20 protein-coding genes are annotated in these 21,530 nt (G+C 72.0%); 11 read left to right on the top strand and 9 right to left on the bottom strand.

Features of this window, described 5'->3' with window-relative positions; translation table 11 throughout:
- Positions 1-13: 13 nt before the first annotated feature.
- Positions 14-571: a TetR/AcrR family transcriptional regulator gene (locus AB0B39_RS02795; RefSeq protein ID WP_357493587.1), complete on the bottom strand. Its 558-nt coding sequence runs from the start codon at positions 569-571 to the stop codon at positions 14-16.
- Between the two features lie 83 nt (positions 572-654).
- Here AB0B39_RS02795 and AB0B39_RS02800 point away from each other — a divergent pair, with 83 nt between their 5' ends.
- The 4 genes from AB0B39_RS02800 to AB0B39_RS02815 all read left to right on the top strand — a co-directional run bounded on the left by AB0B39_RS02800 (position 655) and on the right by AB0B39_RS02815 (position 5,404).
- Positions 655-1,101 (top strand): DoxX family membrane protein, encoded by a 447-nt coding sequence (locus AB0B39_RS02800; RefSeq protein WP_357493585.1) that lies wholly within the window; start codon positions 655-657, stop codon positions 1,099-1,101.
- Between the two features lie 24 nt (positions 1,102-1,125).
- Positions 1,126-1,608: a MarR family transcriptional regulator gene (locus AB0B39_RS02805; protein WP_234587371.1), complete on the top strand. Its 483-nt coding sequence runs from the start codon at positions 1,126-1,128 to the stop codon at positions 1,606-1,608.
- On the top strand, positions 1,602-3,335 hold the full coding sequence (locus tag AB0B39_RS02810; RefSeq protein ID WP_357493583.1) for an ABC transporter ATP-binding protein: 1,734 nt from the start codon (positions 1,602-1,604) through the stop codon (positions 3,333-3,335). The genes AB0B39_RS02805 and AB0B39_RS02810 overlap by 7 nt, the downstream gene beginning before the upstream one ends.
- A gap of 143 nt (positions 3,336-3,478) precedes the next feature.
- Positions 3,479-5,404, top strand: a complete 1,926-nt coding sequence (locus tag AB0B39_RS02815; protein ID WP_357494263.1) for an ABC transporter ATP-binding protein — start codon at positions 3,479-3,481, stop codon at positions 5,402-5,404.
- Positions 5,405-5,460: 56 nt separating this feature from the next.
- Here the strand turns inward: AB0B39_RS02815 and thrS are convergent, their stop codons facing one another.
- Complete coding sequence (gene thrS / locus AB0B39_RS02820; protein ID WP_357493581.1) at positions 5,461-6,678, bottom strand: threonine--tRNA ligase; 1,218 nt, start codon at positions 6,676-6,678, stop codon at positions 5,461-5,463.
- Positions 6,679-7,195: 517 nt separating this feature from the next.
- On the opposite strand from thrS, the gene AB0B39_RS02825 reads away from it, so the two are divergent.
- The 4 genes from AB0B39_RS02825 (at position 7,196) to AB0B39_RS02840 (ending at position 9,314) form a co-directional block, all read left to right on the top strand.
- Positions 7,196-7,816, top strand: a complete 621-nt coding sequence (locus AB0B39_RS02825) for a DedA family protein (RefSeq protein WP_357493579.1) — start codon at positions 7,196-7,198, stop codon at positions 7,814-7,816.
- A 45-nt stretch (positions 7,817-7,861) separates the two neighbouring features.
- A complete protein-coding gene (locus AB0B39_RS02830) occupies positions 7,862-8,230 on the top strand; it encodes a type II toxin-antitoxin system RelE/ParE family toxin (protein WP_357573767.1) in 369 nt (122 codons plus the stop codon).
- Complete coding sequence (locus AB0B39_RS02835; protein WP_357493577.1) at positions 8,227-8,559, top strand: helix-turn-helix transcriptional regulator; 333 nt, start codon at positions 8,227-8,229, stop codon at positions 8,557-8,559. Before AB0B39_RS02830 ends, AB0B39_RS02835 begins: the two co-directional genes overlap by 4 nt.
- A 116-nt stretch (positions 8,560-8,675) precedes the next feature.
- Positions 8,676-9,314, top strand: coding sequence for a DUF998 domain-containing protein (locus AB0B39_RS02840; protein ID WP_357493575.1), 639 nt, complete (start codon positions 8,676-8,678; stop codon positions 9,312-9,314).
- Positions 9,315-9,353: 39 nt separating this feature from the next.
- On the opposite strand, the gene AB0B39_RS02845 is transcribed toward AB0B39_RS02840, so the two are convergent.
- Complete coding sequence (locus AB0B39_RS02845; protein ID WP_234587359.1) at positions 9,354-10,757, bottom strand: NAD(P)H-quinone dehydrogenase; 1,404 nt, start codon at positions 10,755-10,757, stop codon at positions 9,354-9,356.
- A gap of 165 nt (positions 10,758-10,922) precedes the next feature.
- On the opposite strand from AB0B39_RS02845, the gene AB0B39_RS02850 reads away from it, so the two are divergent.
- On the top strand, positions 10,923-11,378 hold the full coding sequence (locus tag AB0B39_RS02850) for a gamma-glutamylcyclotransferase (protein WP_234587356.1): 456 nt from the start codon (positions 10,923-10,925) through the stop codon (positions 11,376-11,378).
- 72 nt (positions 11,379-11,450) lie between these two features.
- Here the strand turns inward: AB0B39_RS02850 and AB0B39_RS02855 are convergent, their stop codons facing one another.
- The 4 genes from AB0B39_RS02855 to AB0B39_RS02870 form a co-directional block, all read right to left on the bottom strand.
- A complete protein-coding gene (locus AB0B39_RS02855; RefSeq protein WP_357573325.1) occupies positions 11,451-12,410 on the bottom strand; it encodes a GNAT family N-acetyltransferase in 960 nt (319 codons plus the stop codon).
- A gap of 57 nt (positions 12,411-12,467) precedes the next feature.
- Positions 12,468-13,205 carry a hypothetical protein gene (locus AB0B39_RS02860; protein WP_357573326.1) on the bottom strand — a complete coding sequence of 246 codons (738 nt, stop codon included), beginning with the start codon at positions 13,203-13,205 and terminating at the stop codon, positions 12,468-12,470.
- Positions 13,206-13,303: 98 nt separating this feature from the next.
- Positions 13,304-14,284: a hypothetical protein gene (locus AB0B39_RS02865; RefSeq protein WP_357493568.1), complete on the bottom strand. Its 981-nt coding sequence runs from the start codon at positions 14,282-14,284 to the stop codon at positions 13,304-13,306.
- Between the two features lie 4 nt (positions 14,285-14,288).
- Positions 14,289-14,921 (bottom strand): MBL fold metallo-hydrolase, encoded by a 633-nt coding sequence (locus AB0B39_RS02870; RefSeq protein ID WP_357493566.1) that lies wholly within the window; start codon positions 14,919-14,921, stop codon positions 14,289-14,291.
- A gap of 92 nt (positions 14,922-15,013) precedes the next feature.
- Between AB0B39_RS02870 and AB0B39_RS02875 the strand changes: the two genes are divergently transcribed.
- Positions 15,014-15,976: a DUF4349 domain-containing protein gene (locus tag AB0B39_RS02875; RefSeq protein ID WP_357494259.1), complete on the top strand. Its 963-nt coding sequence runs from the start codon at positions 15,014-15,016 to the stop codon at positions 15,974-15,976.
- Here AB0B39_RS02875 and AB0B39_RS02880 read toward each other — a convergent pair.
- Positions 15,933-17,192 carry an amidohydrolase gene (locus AB0B39_RS02880; protein WP_357493564.1) on the bottom strand — a complete coding sequence of 420 codons (1,260 nt, stop codon included), beginning with the start codon at positions 17,190-17,192 and terminating at the stop codon, positions 15,933-15,935. The genes AB0B39_RS02875 and AB0B39_RS02880 overlap by 44 nt on opposite strands.
- Positions 17,193-17,638: 446 nt before the next feature.
- Positions 17,639-19,222: a methylmalonyl-CoA mutase family protein gene (locus AB0B39_RS02885; protein WP_234587342.1), complete on the bottom strand. Its 1,584-nt coding sequence runs from the start codon at positions 19,220-19,222 to the stop codon at positions 17,639-17,641.
- Positions 19,223-19,428: 206 nt separating this feature from the next.
- Here AB0B39_RS02885 and AB0B39_RS02890 point away from each other — a divergent pair, with 206 nt between their 5' ends.
- A complete protein-coding gene (locus AB0B39_RS02890) occupies positions 19,429-21,495 on the top strand; it encodes a serine/threonine-protein kinase (RefSeq protein ID WP_357573327.1) in 2,067 nt (688 codons plus the stop codon).
- The last annotated feature ends 35 nt before the right edge of the window (positions 21,496-21,530 follow it).

Genomic DNA, 21,530 nt, shown 5'->3' on the forward strand with positions numbered 1-21,530 from the left:
GGGCTTTCGACGGTCAGTCGAACAGGCGACGCAGCACCGTACGGGCCGCGTCGTGGGGATCGGTGCCGACCCGGTCCGGCAGGGCACCGGCCAGCCAGAGCGTGGCGAAGCCGTGCGCGATGGACCAGGCGGCGAGCGCGTCCCGGTCGGTGTCGGCGGACGCGTCGTCTGAGGACAGTCGCGCCACTCCCGAGCGGAGCGCGGCGCCGGAGCGGCCCCGGGCGGCGATCAGTTCCGCGTCGTCGGTCCGGTACAGCTCGGGCCGGAACATCACCTCGAAGTGCGCGCGGTGCCGGACGGCGAAGTCGACGTACGCGACGCCGGCCGCCAACAGGTCGTCGGCGGCCTCCAGCGCCTCGGCCAGCAGGTCGAAACCCTCGGCGGCCAGTGCGGTGAGCAGGCCGGCCTTGTCGCCGAAGTGGTGTGCCGGCGCGGCGTGCGAGACACCGGCCCGCCGGGCGAGGTCGCGCAGGCTCAGGGCCGTCGGGCTCGCCTCGTCGATCGCCTCGACGGCGGCGGCGAGCAGGGCGCGACGAAGGTCGCCGTGATGGTAGCCGCGCGTCCCGGTCATTCCCGGATCTTATCTTGCCATTGACAAGATGCCACCCCGTACGCAATCTTGTCATCGACAAGATGATGCCGAGGAGGATTTCGATGGCACCCCTGATCGCCCTTGTGGTCGGCACCGCCCTGGCCCGACTGGCCGGCCTGGCCGGCGTCGACGCACTCGACGGCTGGCATCCCGCGCTGCGGGTCGGGCTGGCGCTGCTGTTCCTCGTGACCGGCCTCGCCCACTTCGTCGGCCAGCGCCGGGCCGGCCTGATCGCGATGGTCCCGCCCGGCCTGCCCCGGCCGGACCTGCTGGTCACCGTCACCGGCGTACTGGAGCTGGTCGGCGCCGCCGGGCTGCTGATCCCGGCGACGGCCCGGCTGGCCGCGGCCGGGCTCGGCCTGCTCATGCTCGCGATGTTCCCGGCCAACGTCTCGGCCGCACGCCGGAAAATGACCCTCGCCGGGCGCCCGGTCACCCCGCTCGGGCAACGCACCGTGCTGCAACTCGTGTTCGTCGCCACGGCTGCGGCTATTTCGTTTGGCCCCTGACTATCAGGGAGCTAATGTACCCCCGTGGAACTCGTCACCCTCCAGGATGTGCCGCTCGGGCGGCTGCTGGTGGTGGCCGGGCACCTCGTCGGGCAACGGTGGAACCGCTATCTCGCCGAGGAGCACGGCCTCACCCAGGCCGGCATGATCACCCTGATGACGCTCGCCCGACACGGCGAGCTGCCCCACCGCCAGGTCGCCGAGAAGGGATTCGTCCGCCCGGCGACCCTGACCGGCATCGTCGACACACTCGAACGCGACGGTCTGGTCGAGCGGCAGCGCGACGACAGCGACCGGCGCAGCATCCGACTCGCCATCACCCCCGCCGGGCGGGAGCGGGTGGCCGCGCTCGGCGCCCTCATGCACTCCGGAAGCCCGCTCACCTCGGTCGACGCCGACCCGGCGAAAGCCCAGGTGATCAGGGAGTTCCTGCTCGAGGTCATCGGCAGCGGGGACGACCCGCGGATGACCGGACGACCCACCGACGCGAAGGAACCGTCGTGCTGATCAGACTGCTGCGCGGTCAACTGCGCTCGTACTCCAGACCGCTGCTGGCGGTGGTGCTGCTCCAGTTCGTGGGCACCATGGCCTCGCTCTACCTGCCCAGCCTCAACGCCGACATCATCGACAAGGGCGTGGCCCGGGGCGACACCGACTACATCGTGCACACCGGCGGCTGGATGCTGCTGGTCAGCCTGGTCCAGATCGTCTGCTCGATCGCCGCCGTCTACCTCGGCGCCCGGACCGCGATGGGCTTCGGGCGGGACGTCCGCGCCCGGCTGTTCGCGCACGTCAACCTCTTCTCCGCCCGTGAGGTGGCCCGGTTCGGCGCACCGTCGCTGATCACCCGCAACACCAACGACGTGCAACAGGTGCAGATGCTCGTGCTGATGAGCTGCACCATGCTGGTCGCCGCGCCGATCATGAGCGTCGGCGGCGTCTTCATGGCGCTGCGCGAGGACATCGGGCTCTCCTGGCTGATGCTGGTCAGCGTGCCGGTGCTGGCCGTCGCGCTGAGTGCCATCATCCGGCGGATGGTGCCGGGCTTCCGGCTCATGCAGACCCGGATCGACACGGTCAACCGGGTGCTGCGCGAGCAGATCACCGGCATCCGGGTGGTCCGCGCCTTCGTCCGCGAGCCGTACGAGACGGACCGCTTCGGTGTCGCCAACGCCGACCTGACCGCCACCGCCCTGCGTACCGGACGGCTGTTGGCGTTGATCTTCCCGGTGGTCATGCTGGTGCTGAACGTGTCCAGCGTGGCGGTGCTCTGGTTCGGCGCGCAGCGGGTCGACTCGGGCGCGATCGAGATCGGCGCGCTCACCGCGTTCCTGCAGTACCTGATGCAGATCCTGATGGCCGTGATGATGGCCACCTTCATGCTGATGATGGTGCCCCGGGCCGCGGTCTGCGCCGAGCGGATCGTCGAGGTGCTGGACACCGACTCCTCGGTGGTCCCCGCCGCCGAGCCGGTCACCGAGCTGCCCAGCCGGGCCGAGCTGGAGCTGCGCGGGGTGCGCTTCCAGTACCCGGGCGCGGTCGAGCCGGTGCTGCGCGACATCTCCTTCAAGGCCACCGCGGGCACCACCACCGCGATCATCGGCAGCACCGGCGCGGGCAAGACGACACTGCTGTCGCTCGTACCCCGCCTGGTCGACGTCACCGGCGGCGCGGTACTTGTCGACGGGGTGGACGTCCGCGAGCTGGAACCGGACGAGCTGTGGCGACGCATCGGCCTGGTGCCGCAGCGGCCGTACCTGTTCACCGGCACGGTCGCCAGCAACCTGCGCTACGGCAACCCGGACGCCACCGACGAGGAACTGTGGGCGGCGCTGGAGATCGCGCAGGCCCGCGACTTCGTGGCCCAGATGCCGGGCGGCCTGGACGCGCCGATCGCCCAGGGCGGCAGCACCGTCTCGGGTGGGCAGCGGCAACGCCTCGCCATCGCCCGTGCCCTGGTCCGGCAGCCGGAGATCTACCTCTTCGACGACTCGTTCTCGGCGCTCGACCTCGGCACCGACGCGCGGCTGCGGGCGGCACTGCGCCCGGTCACCGCACAGTCGGCGGTGGTGATCGTGGCCCAGCGGGTGTCCACGATCGTCGACGCCGACCAGATCATCGTGCTCGAGAACGGAGGGGTCGTCGGAGTGGGACGACACGCGGAGTTGTTGGAGACCTGCCCGACGTACGCCGAGATCGTGGCTTCCCAGCAGACGGCGGAGGTGGCGGCATGAGCGAGGCCGACGAGTCGCGGACCGCGACCGTACCCAGTCAGAAGCCGGGCGGTGACACGCAGCAACCCGGCGGCGGCGCGGCGACGCCGAAGCGGCTGCCGGCCGGACGGCCGGGCGGCGGGCCGCCCTGGATGAGCGCGGGGATGCCCGCCGAGAAGTCGATGAACTTCGGGCCGTCGGCCCGACGGCTGCTCGGTCGGCTGCGCCCGCACCGGCTGCACCTGACCGCGATCATCACCCTCGCCGTGGTGAGCGTCGGGTTCAGCGTGGCCGGGCCGAAGATCCTCGGCCACGCCACCGACCTGATCTTCAGTGGGGTGATCGGTCGGCGGCTGGAGTCGGGCACGACCACCGAACAGGCCGTCGCGGCGGCGCGGGCCAGCGGTAACGACAGCTTCGCCGACATGCTGGCCCGGATGGACGTGGTGCCCGGGGTGGGCATCGACTTCGACGCCCTGGGCCGGGTGCTGCTGCTGGTGCTCGGCCTCTACCTGGCGGCGAGCGTGCTGTCGTGGTGGCAGGGCTGGCTGCTCAACGGGGTGGTCCAGCGCACCGTCCTGCGGCTGCGCGCCGAGGTGGAGGAGAAGCTCAACCGGCTGCCGCTGCCCTACTTCGACCGCCAGCCTCGTGGTGAGCTGCTCAGCCGGGTGACCAACGACATCGACAACATCTCGACGAGCCTCCAGCAGACCTTGAGCCAGCTGCTCACCTCGCTGCTGACCGTCATCGGCGTGCTGGCCGTGATGTTCTGGATCTCCCCGCTGCTGGCCCTGGTGGCTCTGGTGGCCGTCCCGCTGTCGGTGCTGGTCACCCAGCGCATCGCCAAGCGCTCGCAGCAGCAGTTCATCGCCCAGTGGAAGCACACCGGCGAGCTGAACGGCCAGATCGAAGAGGCGTACACCGGTCACGAGCTGGTGAAGGTCTTCGGCCGGCAGCGTGAGGTGGAGGCCGAGTTCCACGCGAAGAACGAGGAGCTGTTCCGGGCCAGCTTCGGCGCCCAGTTCATCTCCGGGATCATCATGCCGTCGATGATGTTCATCGGGAACCTGAGCTACGTGGCCATCGCCGTGGTCGGCGGACTGCGGGTGGCCTCGGGGACGATGAGCCTCGGCGACGTGCAGGCGTTCATCCAGTACTCCCGCCAGTTCACCCAACCGCTGACCCAGCTCGCCTCGATGGCGAACCTGCTCCAGTCCGGGGTGGCGTCGGCCGAGCGGGTCTTCGCGGTGCTCGACGCCGACGAGCAGACCCCCGACCCGGTCGCGCCGGCCCGGGTCACCGACCCGCACGGTCGGGTCGAGTTCGAGCACGTCTCGTTCCGCTACGAACCGGACAAGCCACTGATCGACGACCTGTCGCTGGTCGCCGAGCCCGGGCACACAGTGGCCATCGTCGGCCCGACAGGTGCCGGCAAGACCACCCTGGTCAACCTGGTGATGCGGTTCTACGAGCTGGACGCCGGCCGGATCACCCTCGACGGGGTGGACATCACCACGATGCGCCGCGACGACCTGCGCGGACGGATCGGCATGGTGCTCCAGGACACCTGGCTCTTCGGCGGCACCATCCGCGACAACATCGCGTACGGCCGGCCGGACGCGACCGAGGAGGAGATCGTCGCCGCAGCCCGCGCCACCTTCGTGGACCGGTTCGTGCGCAGCCTCCCGGACGGCTACGACACGGTCATCGACGAGGAGGGCAGCAACGTCAGCGCCGGCGAGAAGCAGCTCATCACCATCGCCCGGGCGTTCCTCGCCGAACCGTCCCTGCTGATCCTGGACGAGGCGACCAGCTCGGTGGACACCCGTACCGAGGTGCTGCTCCAACGGGCGATGGCGGCGCTGCGCTCGGACCGGACCAGCTTCGTCATCGCGCACCGGCTCTCCACCATCCGCGACGCCGACCTGATCCTGATGATGGAGAACGGCCGGATCGTCGAGCAGGGCACCCACGAGCAGTTGCTCGCCGCCCACGGCGCGTACCACCGGCTCTACCGCTCGCAGTTCACCGGGGCCGTGGTCGACGAGGAACCAGCCGCGCCCGCCGGGGCCCAGCCGGCGTCGGTCTGAGGCGGACCGCCGTGCGCGCCACACGATCGACGGTCCACCTCAGCCCGGTGGGCGGATCAGTCCGCCGGGAGCAGGTCGGCGGCGCGCGCGGCGACCTGCCGGCCGATCAGGGCGAGCGCGGCGGCGGCGGGCATCGGGGCCAGGGCGCGGCCGTCGCGCAAACGCAGGGCGAGTGCGCCGTCGGCCGCCTCCCGGGCGCCCAGCACCCCGAGGTACGGGACGCGGCGGCGGGCCGCGTCCCGGACCCGGGCGCCCAGCGAGCCGGCGGTGTCGACCTCGACCCGCAGGCCGCCGTCGACTGCCGCCCGGGCCAGTTCCGCAGCCGCGTCGGCCTGCCCCTCGTCCACCGGCAGCAACACCAACTGGACGGGCGCGTACCAGGCCGGGAACGCGCCCTCGTGCACCTCGATGAGGTACGCGAACAGCCGCTCCATGCTGCCGACCAGGCTGCGGTGCAGCATGACCGGCCGCCGCCGACTGCCGTCGGAACCGGTGTACGACAGATCGAACTTCTCGGGTTTGTCGAAGTCCACCTGGATGGTGGAGATGGTCGACTCGCGGCCTGCCGCGTCGACGATCTGAACGTCGATCTTCGGGCCGTAGAAGGCGGCCTCCCCGGGGGCCTCGACGTACTCCACCCCGGCCAGCGCGCCGCGGAGCAGGTCCTCGGCGCGGGCCCACTGGGCGTCGTCGCCGACGTACTTCCCGCCGGGCCCGCGCAGCGACAGCCGGAACCCCGCCGGACGGACGCCGAGCGCGCCGTGCGCGGCGCGCATCAGCCGGAGGATCTCGGCGACCTCCGCGCCGACCTGGTCCGGGGCGCAGAAGGTGTGCGCGTCGTTGAGCGAGATGGCACGGACCCGGGACAGCCCGCCGAGCACGCCGGAGCGCTCCGAGCGGTACATCCCGCCCAGCTCCGCGATCCGCAGCGGCAGCTCCCGGTAGGAGCGGCCCCGGGCGCGGAACACCAGCGCGTGGTGCGGGCAGAGCGCCGGGCGGAGCACGAACTCGTCGTCGGCGCTGAGCCGCATCGGCGGGAACATGTCGTCGGCGAAGTAGCCGAGATGGCCGGAGAGTTCGAAGAGTTCGCGCTTGCCCAGCGGCGGCGAGTAGACGTGCTGGTGGCCGGAGCGGCGCTCCAGGTCCCGGACGTACTCCTCGACGGCGTGCCGGGCGGCGGCGCCGGCCGGCAGCCAGATGGGCAGGCCGGCGCCGGCCAGCGGATCGGAGACGAACAGCTCCAGCTCACGGCCGAGCTTGCGGTGGTCGATCATGTCGGGCTCCTGGATCGGGGACGACCCGGAGGCGACCTGGACACCGAACGCCGCGCGGCCCTCGGGGGCGGATCGCCCCGGGGCCTGGTCGACGTGGTTACGTCAGAGCGGCACGCCGGGAACACCCGGCGTCGTCGTCATCACTACCGCGCTGCGCATGCGGCGACGGTATCCCTCGGGCGGTCGGGGACGCACCCGGATTTGCGACGGTGGGAGAGGAGGCGGGCCGCCGGCGCGGGACCCGCCGGCGGCCCTGGGCGACCCGAATCGTCAGGAACGGGGGACCCGACGTGCTGGGCCGCGCCGCCCACGGTACGCCGAGGGACGCCGATCCGCCGACCGCCTCGGGCCGCTGTGGGACGGCCGCCGAGCCGTCACCCGAGGGTGGTTCGCCTCGTTGGAACGGGGTGGCCCTGTGGTGTCGACGGTCACGACGGGCCGGGGCTGTCCACGGTGACGCCGGACACGTCGTCAGGCTCAAGACACTCAATCGGCCGCATCCGGCGAGGTGGCAGGCGTGCCCGAACTACTGACTGACGTCGCGTCGCCGACGTGGGCGTACCTGGTGCTGCTCGGCCTGCTGATCGCGGACGCGTTCGTACCGGTGATCCCCACCCAGATCGTCATGATCACCAGTGGCGCGCTGACCGTGTACGGCGGCCTCAGCCTGCCGGTCACCATCGCCGTCGGCGCGCTCGGCGTGTTCGCCGGCGACCTCGCCTGCTACCTGCTCGGCCGTGGCGCACCGGACCGGCGGGCGCCCCGGCACGCCGAACCCAGCCGCGCCCGCCGGATGGCGAGCCGGGTCACGCAGGGATTACGCCAACCCGGCCCACTTGTCATCCTGCTCTGCCGGTTCGTGCCCGGCGGGCGCATGGCGGCCTGCTTCTCGGCCGGCCGCAGCCGATATCCGTACCGGCTGTTCGCGCTCTACGAGACGATCGCCGCGCTGGGCTGGGCCACCTACGGGGCGCTGGTCGGGCACCTGGGCGGCACCGCGCTGACCGAGTCGGCCTGGCGGCTGGCCATCATCGCCACCGCCGCGGCGGCCGGCTTCGCCGCGGCCGGATGGGCGATGACAGTGGTCAGCGCCCGCCACGCCCGCACCGCCGCCGCCGCCGAAGTCCCGATCGACTGAGCGTCGCGAGACCGGCCGAGTATAAGCTGGGCTTATATTGACGCGCTGTGGGAGGTCAAACTTCATCCCGAGGTCGAGAAGTGGTTTCTCCACCTCTGCGAGACGGAACCTGCCAGCGCCGACCTCGTCAGCGAGGCCATCGATCTCCTCGCCGAACACGGCCCGGCTCTTGGGCGTCCCGTGGTCGACCGCCTCAAAGGCAGCATCTTCCACCACATGAAGGAGTTGAGGCCAGGCTCGGCCGGTTCCACCGAGATCCGCATGATCTTCGCTTTTGATCCGATTCGAGAAGCAGCCTTCCTGGTCGCTGGCGACAAGTCAGGCCAGTGGCAGAGTTGGTACAAGGCGGCGGTCCCATTGGCGGACGACCGATTCCAGGAGCACCTCTCGAGGCTGAAGGACACACAGAGATGACCGACGGAGTGGACTGGCGGGACGTGCGGGCCAGGGCTCGAGAACGTGATCCGTCCTGGGAACATCCGGACCGGGTCGCCCGCCGGGCTCAGCAGCGTGAACATATGTTGGCCTTGGTGAGCGGCGCGCAACTGGCGGAGATCCGCAAGCACCTGGGGATGACCCAGGCTCAACTGGCCGAGGCCGCAGGGTTGACCCAGGCCAGGATCAGCCAGATCGAGAATGGCGAGCACACCAGCCTGGACACCCTTCGTGCCTACGTCACTGGCCTGGGCGGCCACCTCGACGTCGTCGCCCGGATCGGGAACATCCAACTGAACGTCGCCTAGGTGCGATCCCGCCAGTGGCAGCGCGAGATGCGGAGAGCCTCTAGGGGTGCAGTTTGGGGGCGAGGTCAGTGACCGTCCCGGATCCGGCTGGGGTGGTCGCGGCGACAGGCTGAGGCATGCCTGGAACCCGGAACACCGGTGTGGTCGCCCTCGGCGGGATCGCCGTGGCGGCGCTGCTCACCGTGATCGGCCACCTGGAAGTCAACGACGACCTCAACCCGTGGGCGCTGACCATCAGCGACTTCGCCGTCTCCGACCGGGGCGGCGTCATCGACGTGGCAATGGTGGTGTTGGCGCTCGCCACAGTGGCGGTGATGTACGGGCTGCGCCGCACCGGCCCGCCGCCCGGCCGAGCGGCGGAGGTGCTGCTCGGGGCGTGGGTGGCCGGGCTGCTGCTGGCCGCCGTGGTGCCGACGAACGAGCCGGGCACCGCCATGACCACCGCGGCCTACGTGCACCGGTACGCGTCGGTGGTCGCCTTTCTGGCATTGCCCACGGCCGGTTGGCTGCTCGCCCGTCGGCCCGAGCTGGCGTCGGCCGCCCGGGCGCTACACACCCTCGTCCTGCTGAGCCTGGCCCTGGCGGCGGCGATGATCTGGTCCGCCTACCCCGGTGACCGCGTGCTGATCGGCCTGGCCGAACGCCTGCTCATCCTCAGCGAGGTGGCAGTGCTGGCAATCGTCGCGCTGACCCAGACCCGCGCGACCGTCCATCATGGAGTTGTGGTGCCTCACCAAAGGGGCATCGTGGTGTAAACCGCGCACCACAACTTCATGATCGACGAGGAGGGGCGATCACTCCAGCTCGTGGAGCATGAGCTGGCGGGCCGCCTCGGTGATCGAGCCGGACAGGCTCGGGTAGATGGTGATCGTCTGCGCCAGCTCGTTGACCGTCAGGTTGTTCTCCACGGCCATGGTGATCGGCAGGATCAGCTCGCTGGCCTTCGGGGCGACCACCACGCCGCCCACCACCTGGCCGCTCGCCGGCCGACAGAACAGTTTCACGAAGCCGTCCGACAGGTCGTCCATCTTGGCCCGGGCGTTGCCGGACAGCGGCAGCATCACCTGCCGGGCCGGCACCTTGCCCGCGTCCACCTCGTCCTGCGAGACGCCCACGGTGGCCAGCTCCGGGTCGGTGAAGACGTTCGCCGCGACGGTCCGCAACCGCAGCGGTCGGACGGCCTCGCCGAGGGCGTGCCACATCGCGATCCGGCCCTGCATGGCGGCCACGCTCGCCAGCAGCAGCACCCCAGTGCAGTCGCCGGCGGCGTAGATGCCCGGCACGTTCGTCCGGGAGACCCGGTCGACAGTGACGTAGCCGCCCCGGCCCAGCTCCACGCCGTACTCGGCCAGGCCCAGGTCCGCGGTGTTGGGGATCGAGCCGACAGCGATCAGCGCGTGCGAGCCGGCGACCTTGCGGCCGTCGGACAGCTCCACCTCGACCCCGTCGGCGGTACGCCGGACCGCGTCGGCGCGGGAGTTGTTGAGGATGTTCATGCCGCGGTTGCGGAACACCCGCTCGATCGCCGACGCCGCGTCGGCGTCCTCGTGCGGCATCACCCGGTCCCGGCTGGAGACCAGGGTGACCTCGACCCCCATCGCCAGGTACGCGCTGGCGAACTCGGCGCCGGTCACGCCGGAGCCGACCACGATCAGGTGCTCGGGCAGCTCCGGCAGGTCGTACACCTGGCGCCAGGTCAGGATGCGCTCGCCGTCCGGCACGGCGGTGGGCAACTGGCGGGGTGTCGAGCCGGTGGCCACCAGCACGGTGGACGCGGCGATCGAGTACTCCTCGCCGCCGTCGGCGGGGGTGACGATGACCCGGTGGGTGTGCCCGAGGGCGTCCTCGCCGAGCCGGGCGGTGCCGGCCACGAAGGTGACCCCGGCCTTGAGCAGTTTGGCGTGGATGTCGGACGACTGCGCCAGCGCCAGGCGCTTGACCCGCTCGTGGACGGCCTGCGCGTCGACGGTGACCGCCTCGAGGCCGTCCGAGTGCACCCCGAACTCCTCGGTGTCCCGGTAACCGGTGACCACCTGGGAACTGGCGATGAACGTCTTCGACGGTACGCAGTCGGAGAGCACGCAGGCCCCGCCCGCGCCGTCGGCCTCGACCACGGTGACATCGGCGTCCAGTTGGGCGGCGACCAGCGCCGCCTCGTACCCGGCCGGCCCACCGCCGATGATCACGATCCGGCTCACAGCGCCATCCTTTCGCTCGCGACTGCGGGGCTCCGCTGCGCTGCACTCCTCGCGCTCACCACGTTCGCCCTTCGTTGATGCTCACAGTGACTTTCTTCTCCCGAACGCGTCCGACACGCACAGTCGTATTCTCCCCCACCGGCCCGCCGGGCTATCGTCATCGCCGTGCGTCATCACGCCGCCTACGGCTCAAACCTCGACCCGGCCCGGATGCGGGCCTACTGCCCGCACTCGCCCATGGTGGGCACCGGCTGGCTGGAGGGGTGGCGGCTGACCTTCGCCGGGGAGGACGTCATCGGCTGGGAGGGCGCGGTGAGCACCGTCGTCGAGTCCCCCGGCGACCGGGTGTTCGTGGCGATCTACGACATCCACCCGTACGACGCCGCCCAGCTCGACGAGATCGAGGGCGTGACCGCCGGCACGTACCGGCGGCTGACCGTCCGGGTCTCGACCCTCGACGGCGACGTGACCGCGTGGATCTACGTGTTCGACGGGTACGAGGGTGGCCTGCCGACCTCCTGGTACCTGTCCGAGATCGCGAACGCCGCCGAGAAGGCGGGTGCGCCGGACGACTACGTCACCGAGCTGCGGTCCCGTCCCACCGGCACCGCGTCCCCGTAGCGCGTATCCCACGCCCCCAGTCTGCAACCGCCGCCGACCCGACTGCCCGCCGGGCCCGGCCGGGGTCGTCAATCACACACCGGCGGCGGGGACGACCCGCTCGTACATGTCGGTCCACAGGGTCTCCCGCAGACCCACCGACTCGTACAGCGACAGCGGGGTGGTCGGGTTGGTGAGGTCCACGCCCAGACCCGCCGACTCCCGCCCCTTCGCCGCGTAGCTGGCGAACGCGCGGCGCAGCAGCGCCGCACCGACACCCCGCCGGCGGTACGCGGGCAGCACCGACAGACCCTTCACCCAGCCCTGCTGCTGGTCGAGCGCCTGGTCGGAGGACTGCAGGGCACCGGCGAGCACCCCGTCGACCTCGGCGACGAACCACTCGTCCCAGGCTGTCACGTCACCGATCCGGGCCCGCCACCGCTCGTACGACAGCGGCTCGTGATCCGGGGTGTCGCCGAACGCGACGTCGTGGATCCGGTGGAACTCCCGCAGCTCGGCCTCGTCGTCCGGGCGGACCGGCCGCACCGTGACCCCGGGCGGCGGTGACGGCTCGGTCGGCAGGTCGGCCAACGGCCGACGCATCCGGACGTACCGCTTGGCCACGGTGAACCCGGCGGCGCGCAGGTCCCGGGCCCAGTCGCGTTCCGGGGCGAACACCGCGCACCGGACGGTGAGCGCCGGCAGTCGCCGCTCGGCGGCGCGCTCGGCGACCCGGTCGAGCTGCCGGGCCAGCAGCGGCGCGCGGAGGGTGGCGGCCCGCTCCGGATCGACGTAGATCTCCACGAACTCCCGTCCGACCCCGGTCGGGTTGTCCACCGTCGCCCAGGCGACCACGGCGCCGTCCGGGTCGAGCGCCAGCCAGGAGTCCCGGGCCGGGTCGAAGTAGGGGGCCGTCAGCGACTGCTCGACGTCCTCGGCGTCGAAGTCGGGATGGCCGATGGCGAAGGTGTCGGCCGCGTGCACCACCGCGAGGATCGCCGGCACGTCGTCGAGGGTGGGGCGGCGTGTGGTCCAGCCAGCGGGAGGGGTCACGGCAGAAGATCCTGGCAGCAGCTGGCCGACGACGCCGCCTATTTTCGCCGCGGCCGCTCAGCCGGCGAGGCCGGCGCGGGTGCGGTGCAGCAGCTCCACCAGCTCGGCGCCGTCGGCGGGGCCGAGCGCCGCGAACGCTGGCGCGGCCAGCCGGTTGGTCACCGCCTCCGCCCAGAGCCGCCGACGCACCAAGGGCCCCACCGGCGGGTACGGAGGCGGCCAACCGCACGCCACGGCGCCGGCCTCACCCTCCGGCCCGGCCAGCACCGCCTCCAGCGGGGTCATCCCGGCCGCGCGCACCGCCAGCAGATAGGCGCCGGTGAAGTGTTCCCGCAGCAGTCGCAGCCCGGCGGCGCTCCGGGCACCCGGGGAGAGATCCGGCAGCGGCATGGCCCGCCATGCGGCGAAGAGCGGCATGCCGCTGGCGTCCGCGGCGGCCACCGCCCGCTCGACGAGGCCGGCCAGGCGCTCGGCCCCCGGCTGCACCGCCAGCTGCTGCGTCCCCCATCGGCAGCACTCGACGAGGCTCGCGGCGGCCACCTCGGCCGGCCGCAGGACCCGGGCGGCGGCGTCCCAGCCGTCGGCGACCGCGTCGGGTGCGACGAAGCCGATCGCCGCCGCGGCCGTCTCCGCCCGTACGTCACCGAGTGCGCCGGCCCGGCCGGAGATGTAGAAGGCCCAGCCGGAGATGCCGAGCTGCCGGGCCCGGCGCAGCGTGCTCGGGCACCTGCTGAACCCGTCGCCGAGGTCGAGGATGACGGGTTTGCTGGCGGCGGCGATCTGCTCCGGCGTCATCGAGGCGCCGCCCGTGGGGGTCGCGGCACGGCGACGGCGCTCCGGTCGGGGACGGCTGGCCCCGGACGGCCCACCCGCTCGTCGTCGTCCATCGATGGTCAGTCTGCCGCGCCACCGCCCGCGTCCGCATCCCCCTCTTCGGCCGCCAGTGCCTCGACGGCGGCCTCGACCTCGCCCGAGCGCCGCCGGGCCACCGTCAGCGCCCGCTCGGCCGCCCGCCGGGCCAGCTTGGCGCGGCTGAGGTCCTGCTCGGCGACCGCCCGCCGTCGCTCCAGCTCGGCCAGCTCGGTCTCGATCCCGTCGAGTACGGCGACGCCGTCGCGTTCCTGCCCGGTCGCCTCGGTCAACTCGTCCTCGGCCCGCTGCTGGTCGGCCCGGGCGCGGTCCAGCTCGCGGTCCAGTGCCCGGCGGCGTCGGGCCCGCTCGGCCCGAGCCGCCCGCTGGGCCGCGCGCTCGGCCTGCGCGGCCCGCTCCCCGGCCCGGTCGGGGGCGGCGTCGCGGCCCTCGCGCTGAACGCCCGGCCGGCGGACCGGGCGCCTGGCCTCCGGCTCCTGTTCCTCGTCGCCGGTGACCAGCCGCAGCTGCGGTCGGGGCACCTCACCGAAGCCGGCGTAGGTGGCCGAGCGGAGCAGGCGCCCGCTCCGGACCTGCTCGGCGACCTCGGCGTCGGAGAGCGCCGCGTTCAGGGTCGCCTCCACCTCGGCCAGTGGCAGTCGGCCGGCCGGCGGCGCCTCCGGCTCGGCGGCGGCGAGCTTGCGGACCTCGGCGACCAGGGCGCCGACCACCGCCCGGCGTTGGGCGGACAGCTCCCGCAGTCGGGGCCCGCGCAGCTCCCGCTGGGCGGCCCGCAGGGCATCGGCGAGCTGGACCAGGTCGGCGACCAGCTCGGGACGTCGGATGGCGAGCAGGTTCACCAGCCAGGCGGCGACGGTGGGACGACGCAGCCGGGCCAGCTCCCGGGCGGTGGCCGGGTCGCCGGCTCGGCGGGCCTCGGCCACCGCGGCGTCCCGGGCGGCCACGAAACGGTCCGGTGGAGTGCGGTAGAGCTGCTGCACCAGCTCCGCGGAGGGGCCCGGCATCGCGTCAGACGTCCACCCGGCTACCGGGCTCCAGGCGCTGGTACTCGGTGCCGGACATCGCCGCGTACTGGCGGTTCAGCACGCCCAGCCCGTTGTCGTTGAGCAGGGCGTCGTGCAGGGCGTACGCGCGGCGCGGGGCGACCGCCCGGATGAAGTCGAGCACCTCGGAGAACTTCGACCAGGGGGCGTGGATCGGCGCGAACAGCGTGTCGACGGGTGTCTCGTCCGGTACGACGAGGGAGTCGCCGGGGTGGTAGACCACGTCGTTGATCAGGTAGCCGAGGTTGTCGATCACCGGGAGGTCGGGGTGGATCACGGCGTGCTGCCCGCCGTACGCGCGGATGGCGACCCCGGCGGCGGTGAACGACTCACCGGGGCTGACCGGACGCAACGCCTCGGCCGCATCCCCCAGGGCCTCGGCGAGCGAGGCGGGCCCGTGGATCGGAAACGGCTGCCGGTCCAGTTGCAGGCGTACCGCGGCGAGGTCGAGGTGGTCGGGGTGTTGGTGGGTGATCAGCACCGCGTCCGCACCGTCCAACGCCGTCGCGGGGTCGCTGAACATCCCGGGGTCGACGACGAGCACTCCCCCGTCGTGTTCCACCCGGAGGCAGGAGTGGGCGTACTTGGTGAGCCGCATCGTGACTCCTCCACTATCGAATCGTGATGTCCTGAGCGCAGTCTGCCGGAACCAGTCGGCGGGCGCGTCGCGTCCGAGCTATCGCACCGAAGCTGACGACGATGGGAGCGGGGATGGACGGACGAACAGGACGACGCCGTGGCGCACTACTGGCGGCGGGCACACTTGCGGCGGCGCTGGCCCTGGCGGGGTGCGGTGCCGACGACAGCGGATCGGCGGACTCGGCAGCTCCGGCGGCCAAGGCGCCGGCCGAGGCGGGCGGGGCGGCCGACCGGGGCAGCGGCACGGACGCGGCGGGGGCGGCCGGGGCCGGCGCTCCGGACCTGCGGGTCGACCAGCGGGCGATCATCTACACCGGATCGATGCGGGTGCAGGTTGCCAATGTGGACGCCGCCGCTAGTGAGGTGAGCGCCGTGGTCACCCGCGCCGGTGGTTTCATCGGCGGCGACCAGCGGCGCAGCGCCGACGCCGACGCCGTGGCGGAGTTGCAGCTGCGAGTGCCGGCGGCGAAGTTCTCCGGGGTCGTGGAGGAGGTCGCGAAGCTCGGCCGGCAGGAGAGCCGGGAGATCAACACCCAGGACGTCACCGAGGAGACCGTCGACCTGGAGGCCCGGATCATCAGTCAGCGGGCGCGCGTGGACAGCGCACGACGGCTGCTCGCCCGTGCCAACTCGATCACCGACCTGGTGTCGTTGGAGAACGAGTTGGGTCGCCGGGAGGCGGACCTGGCCTCGCTGGAGGCCAAGAAGCGTCGGCTGGCAGACCTGACCGCGTTGTCCACGATCACGGTGTCGCTGGCCGGACCGGCGGCGAAGACCAGCGAGGAGAAGGCCGAGACCGGCTTCCTGGTCGGGCTCAAGGGCGGCTGGAAGGCGTTCGTCACCTCGATGACGATCCTGCTCACCGTCCTGGGCGCGCTGCTGCCGTGGCTGGTGGCGTTCGGCGTACCGCTGGCGATCCTGCTGGTGGTGCTGGGCCGGCGCCGGAAGACGCCGGCCCTGGTCGCTCCGGTCAGCGCGCAGCCGCCAGTGCCCGCAGCGCGGTCTGCACCATGACGCGTACGCCGGCCGGGATGGCCCGCTCGTCCACGTCGAAGGACGCGCGGTGCAGGTCGACGTTGGGCCCGGAACGGCCCACGCCGAGGCGGGCGAGTGCGCCGGGGACGTACTCCAGATACCAGGAGAAGTCCTCGCCGCCCATGCTCTGGGGTGTCTCAGCGATCCCCTCCGGCCCGAGCGCGGCGCCGGTGGCGGCGGTCAGCACCTGGATCGCCCGGGCGTCGTTGCTCACCGGCGGCCGGCCGCGCAGGTACTCCAGGTCGACGGTAGCGCCGGTCGGGGCGATCACGTCCCGCACGACCTGAGCCACGATCTTGGGAGCCTGCTCCCAGGTGTCGCGGTCCATGACGCGCAGCGTGCCCGAGGCGGACGCCTCGGAGGGGATCACGTTGTAACGGGTGCCGGCCGAGGCGTGGCCGAACACCAGCAGCAGCCCGCTGTTGGCCGGCACCCGGCGGCTGACCAGGGCCGGCACCTCGGTGATCAGCCGGCCGAGGGCGTCGACCAGGTCGACTGTCAGGTGCGGGCGGGCGGTGTGCCCGCCCGGCCCGGAGAGCCGGACTGTGACGTTGTCGGCGGCCGCCGTGATCGGGCCGACCCGCAGGCCGACCTGACCCACGGGCAGGTTCGGGTCGCAGTGCAGCGCGAAGATCTGCACGACGTCGTCCAGGCCGCCGGCCTCGATGACCTCCAGCGAGCCGCAGGGCAGGATCTCCTCGGCCGGCTGGAAGATCAGCCGGACCCGGCCGTCCAGCTCGCCGAGGTCGGCGAGCTGGGCCAGCAGCATGCCGACGCCGAGCATGATCGTTGTGTGCACGTCGTGGCCGCAGGCGTGGCAGACGCCCTCCACGGTCGAGCGGTACGGCACGTCCTTGATGTCGTCCAGCGGCAGGGCGTCGATGTCGGCGCGCAGCGCGACGACCGGGCCGTCGGGGCGGCCGTCGATGTCGCAGATCACGCCGTTGCCCTTGGGCAGCAGCCGAGGGTGCAGCCCGGCCAGCGAGAGCTCCCGGGCGATCAGGGCCGCCGTCTCGAACTCCGTACCGGACAACTCGGGGTGCGAGTGGAGGTGACGGCGCGTGGCGATGAGCCCCGGTACCCGGAGGGCGAGGAGGTGGTCCAGGTCGCGAGGAAGGGGCTGGGACCCGGGTGGCGTCTCCGGCCAGGACGACGCCAGCTGGCCACCGGTGGGCAGCGTCAACGCACTCGTCACGTCGAATTCTCGATCACTAGAGATGGATGGATCATCGGGGACAGCAGACAGCCTAGACCTCCGGCGGTGACGCTGCGCAACCTCGTTACGGTGATGATCGGACCGCGTAGCGTCACGTATGCCCTGCTGAGGGCGCTCGTCGAGGTGCGGGACCGCAGGTAGATCGCGTTCGAACGCCGTCATCTGCCCCTTCACCTCCTACAACGCGTAACCAGACCGGGTGGCCACGAATCGCATTGCGGCCCATGGGCCCACTCCGCGAATTGTCGCATTAGTCGGGGTGATGAACTGACACTCCGACAATAAGACGACCACGCTCCGCAACGGGCCGGACAAGGACGCTCACATAGGTCCGCCCAGCCCGACCGCACACCGTGTGCGTCACACGGCACGCATCCCGTCGGCGTACCCGCAAACCCGGGCGGACACACCCGGGGCGTTTCCCCTCAGAACCGGTCGGTGGGCCGGTACAGCCCCCATACCTCGCGGAGCGTCCCGCAGACCTCGCCCACCGTGGCCCGGGCCCGCAGCGCCTCCTTCATCGGGTAGAGCACGTTGTCCGAGCCCTCGGCGGCGGCCCGCAGCTCGGCGAGGGCACGCGTCACCGCGTCGGCGTCCCGCTCGGCGCGCAGCCGGGCCAGCTTCTCGGCCTGCGCGGCCTCGATCGCCGGGTCGACCCGCAGCGGCTCGTACGGCTCCTCCTCGTCGATCGTGAACCGGTTGAGCCCCACCACCACCCGCTCGCTGGAGTCGATCTCCTGGGCGATCCGGTACGCGGACTGTTCGATCTCCCGCTTCTGGAACCCGGCCTCGATCGCGTCGACGGCCGAGCCGTGGTCGGCCACCCGCTCCATCAACTCCACGGCGGCGGCCTCGATCTCGGCGGTCATCGCCTCCACCACGTACGAGCCGGCGAACGGGTCGACGGTGGCGGTCAGGTCCGTCTCGTACGCCAGCACCTGCTGGGTGCGCAGCGCGAGGCGGGCGGCCTTCTCGGTGGGCAGCGCGATCGCCTCGTCGAAGCTGTTGGTGTGCAGCGACTGGGTGCCGCCGAGCACCGCGGCCAGGCCCTGCACCGCGACGCGGACCAGGTTCACCTCCGGCTGCTGGGCGGTGAGCTGCACACCTGCGGTCTGGGTGTGGAAGCGCAGCATCATCGACTTCGGATCCTTGGCGCCGAAGTCGTCATGCATCAGCCGGGCCCAGATCCGACGGGCGGCGCGGAACTTCGCCACCTCCTCCAGCAGCGTCGTACGGGCCACGAAGAAGAACGACAGCCGGGGCGCGAAGTCGTCCACCGCGAGCCCGGCGGCCAGCGCGGCCCGGACGTACTCGACGCCGTTGGCCAGGGTGAACGCGATCTCCTGCGCGGGCGTCGCGCCGGCCTCGGCCATGTGGTAGCCGGAGATGGAGATCGTGTTCCACTTCGGCACCTCCTTGCGGCAGTACGCGAAGGTGTCAGCGACCAGCCGCAGCGACGGCTTCGGCGGGAAGATGTACGTCCCGCGGGCGATGTACTCCTTGAGGATGTCGTTCTGGATGGTGCCGTTGAGCGCCGAGCCCGGCACCCCGTTCTCCTCGGCGACGAGTTGGTAGAGCAGCAGCAGCACCGAGCCGGGGGCGTTGATCGTCATCGAGGTGGACACCTTGTCCAGTGGAATGTCGGCGAAGAGCAGCCGCATGTCCTCGATGGAGTCGATCGCGACGCCGACCTTGCCGACCTCGCCGTGCGCGATCGGGTCGTCGGAGTCGTACCCCATCTGGGTCGGCAGGTCGAAGGCGACTGAGAGACCCATGGTGCCGGCCCGCAACAACTGGTGGTAACGCGCGTTGGACTCGGTGGCGGTGCCGAAACCGGCGTACTGGCGCATGGTCCACGGACGGGAGGTGTACATCGTGGGGTACACCCCCCGGGTGTACGGGAACTCGCCCGGGCCGCCCAGCCGGGAGTCCAGGTCCTCCGGAAGGTCGGCCGCCGTGTAGACGCCCTTGATCGGGAAACCGGACTCGCTTGACCGCCGTTCGCTCATCCCCGGATGGTAGGACGCGCCGGCTCATCGTCGGGTGAGGGATACCGCACAGTGCGTCCCGACACCTCGACGGGAGGTGAACGGTTGGGCACGATCTGTGGACTTCGGTAAACGTCCGCCGCGTCGGCTTTCGCATCGGGCGTCGGAACCAGCAAGATAGGGGGGTTGTGTCCCAGCCCCCCTCGATTTCCCCCGGTGGCTTTTCTGTGACTCAGATCCCGACGTGGAGCGGCGGACAGGTAAGTCCCGCCAGCGGACGAGCAGCGCCCGGCACCACAATTGGTGACCGGTACTCGCTGCGGTCCGCGGTGGGCAACGGCGGTATGGGCACGGTGTGGCGTGCCACAGACACCCTGCTCCGCCGCGACGTGGCGGTGAAGGAGGTCGTCCTTCCCCCGGGCCTGGCGCCCAGCGACCGTGACGCCATGTACGAGCGGACGCTGCGCGAGGCCCGCGCCGCCGCGGCCATCCAGCACCCCGCCGTGGTGCAGGTGTACGACGTGGTCACCGAGGCCGGTCGGCCGTGGATCGTGATGGAGCTGCTGGACGCCCGCAGCCTCGCCGACATGGTCATCGAGGACGGCCCGGTCGCGCCCCGCGCGGTCGCCAAGATCGGCATCGCGCTGCTCGGCGCGCTGGAGGTCGCGCACGCGATCGGCGTGCTGCACCGCGACGTCAAGCCGGCCAACGTGCTGATCTGCACCGACGGGCGCTGCGTGCTCACCGACTTCGGTGTCGCCCGGATGCCCACCGACGTGCAGCTCACCACCCCCGGCATGGTGCTCGGCTCACCGCACTTCATCTCGCCCGAGCGGGCCATGGGCCAGGAGTTCGGTCCGCCGAGCGACCTCTTCTCGCTGGGCGTGACCCTCTACACGGCCGTCGAGGGGCGTCCGCCGTTCGACAAGGGCGACCCGATCGAGACCATGCACGCGGTCGTCGAGGACCCGCCGGCCCCGCCGCAGCGCAGCGGCCCCCTGACCCGGGTGCTGATGGGTCTGCTGGAGAAGGACCCGGCCCGCCGACTGGACGTGCACACCTCCCGGGGGATGCTGCGCGAGCTGCTCGCCGGCCCGCTGGGCAGCACCGCCACCGCAGTGCACTCGGTCACCGACCCGTACGCCGTGGTGCCCGTGCAGCAGCGCCCGGCGCCCGTCCACCAACCGGCCCAGCCGGAGCCGAAGCCGGACAACCAGATCGGCGGCCGGGCCATGCTCGCCCCGGGCGAGTCGCTGACCGACCGGCTGGCCGCGCTGCGCCGGGGCGAACGCCCGCAGCCGGCCACCGCGGCCGCCACCGCTGCCGCCGCGCTCGACGAGACCAGCGCCGACGCGCTCGCCGGTCCGCTGCACACGCCGACCGGCGCGATGCCCACCCCGGGCCGTCCCGCCGCCGGGCGCACCTACGGCGGCAACGCGGACGCCACCCAGCGGGTGGACGCCGGCGCGCACCCCGACGCCACCCAGCGGGTCACCTACGGCAGCCGGCCCGACGCCACGCAGCAGGTCGGCTACGGTGCGCCCGACGCCACCCAGCGCATCGGCGGCAGCACCTACGGCGGCGGCAACCAGTGGTCGGTGCCGGGCACCGGCCAGCCCTGGACGACACCGTCCACCGCTTCGGGCGGCGGCGCCCTGGACAAGGTCCGCGCCACCGGGGGCCAGCTCGTCACCACGGTGAAGGGCTGGCCGCGCAAGGTGCAGCTCGCCGCGGCGGGCGGCCTGGCCGTGGTGCTGCTGATCAGCATCGTGGCGCTCTCCAGTGGCGACGATCCCGCCCCGAGCACCCCGCAGGCGCAGCCCACCGCGTCCGCGCCCGCCTCCTCGGGCGTCGAGATGCAGGAGCACGCGGCCCGCGGCATCCAGGTCATGGTGCCCAAGGGCTGGAAGAAGGCCACCGGCGGCTCGTACACCGACTACATCGACCCGGACGACAGCGGCCGCAAGGTGCGCATCATCACCGAGAAGTGGTCCAGCAGCTCCACCCGGTGGGCCGAGACCGCCGAGAACGGCCTCAAGACCCGGAGCACCTCCTGTGTGAAGCCGTACGCGCAGGTCGCCTCGACGGAGACCAAGCTGGCCGACAAGCCGGCCGCCGAATTCGAGTACACCTGCGGCGCGGGCGACACCATGCGGCACGGCATCTGGCGCGGCGTGGCGCAGGACGGCAAGGCGTACTCGTTCTACCTCACCGCGAACGACGCCAAGTTCGCCGAGAGCAAGCCGATCTTCGACGAGATGGTGCGCACGTTCCAGCTCACCGGCGACGGCTGAGCCGAGGGAACCGACAGCGGTGATCCGCCGCCGTG

It is taken from the genome of Micromonospora sp. NPDC049114 (assembly GCF_040648635.1).
Classification (GTDB): Bacteria; Actinomycetota; Actinomycetes; order Mycobacteriales; family Micromonosporaceae; genus Micromonospora.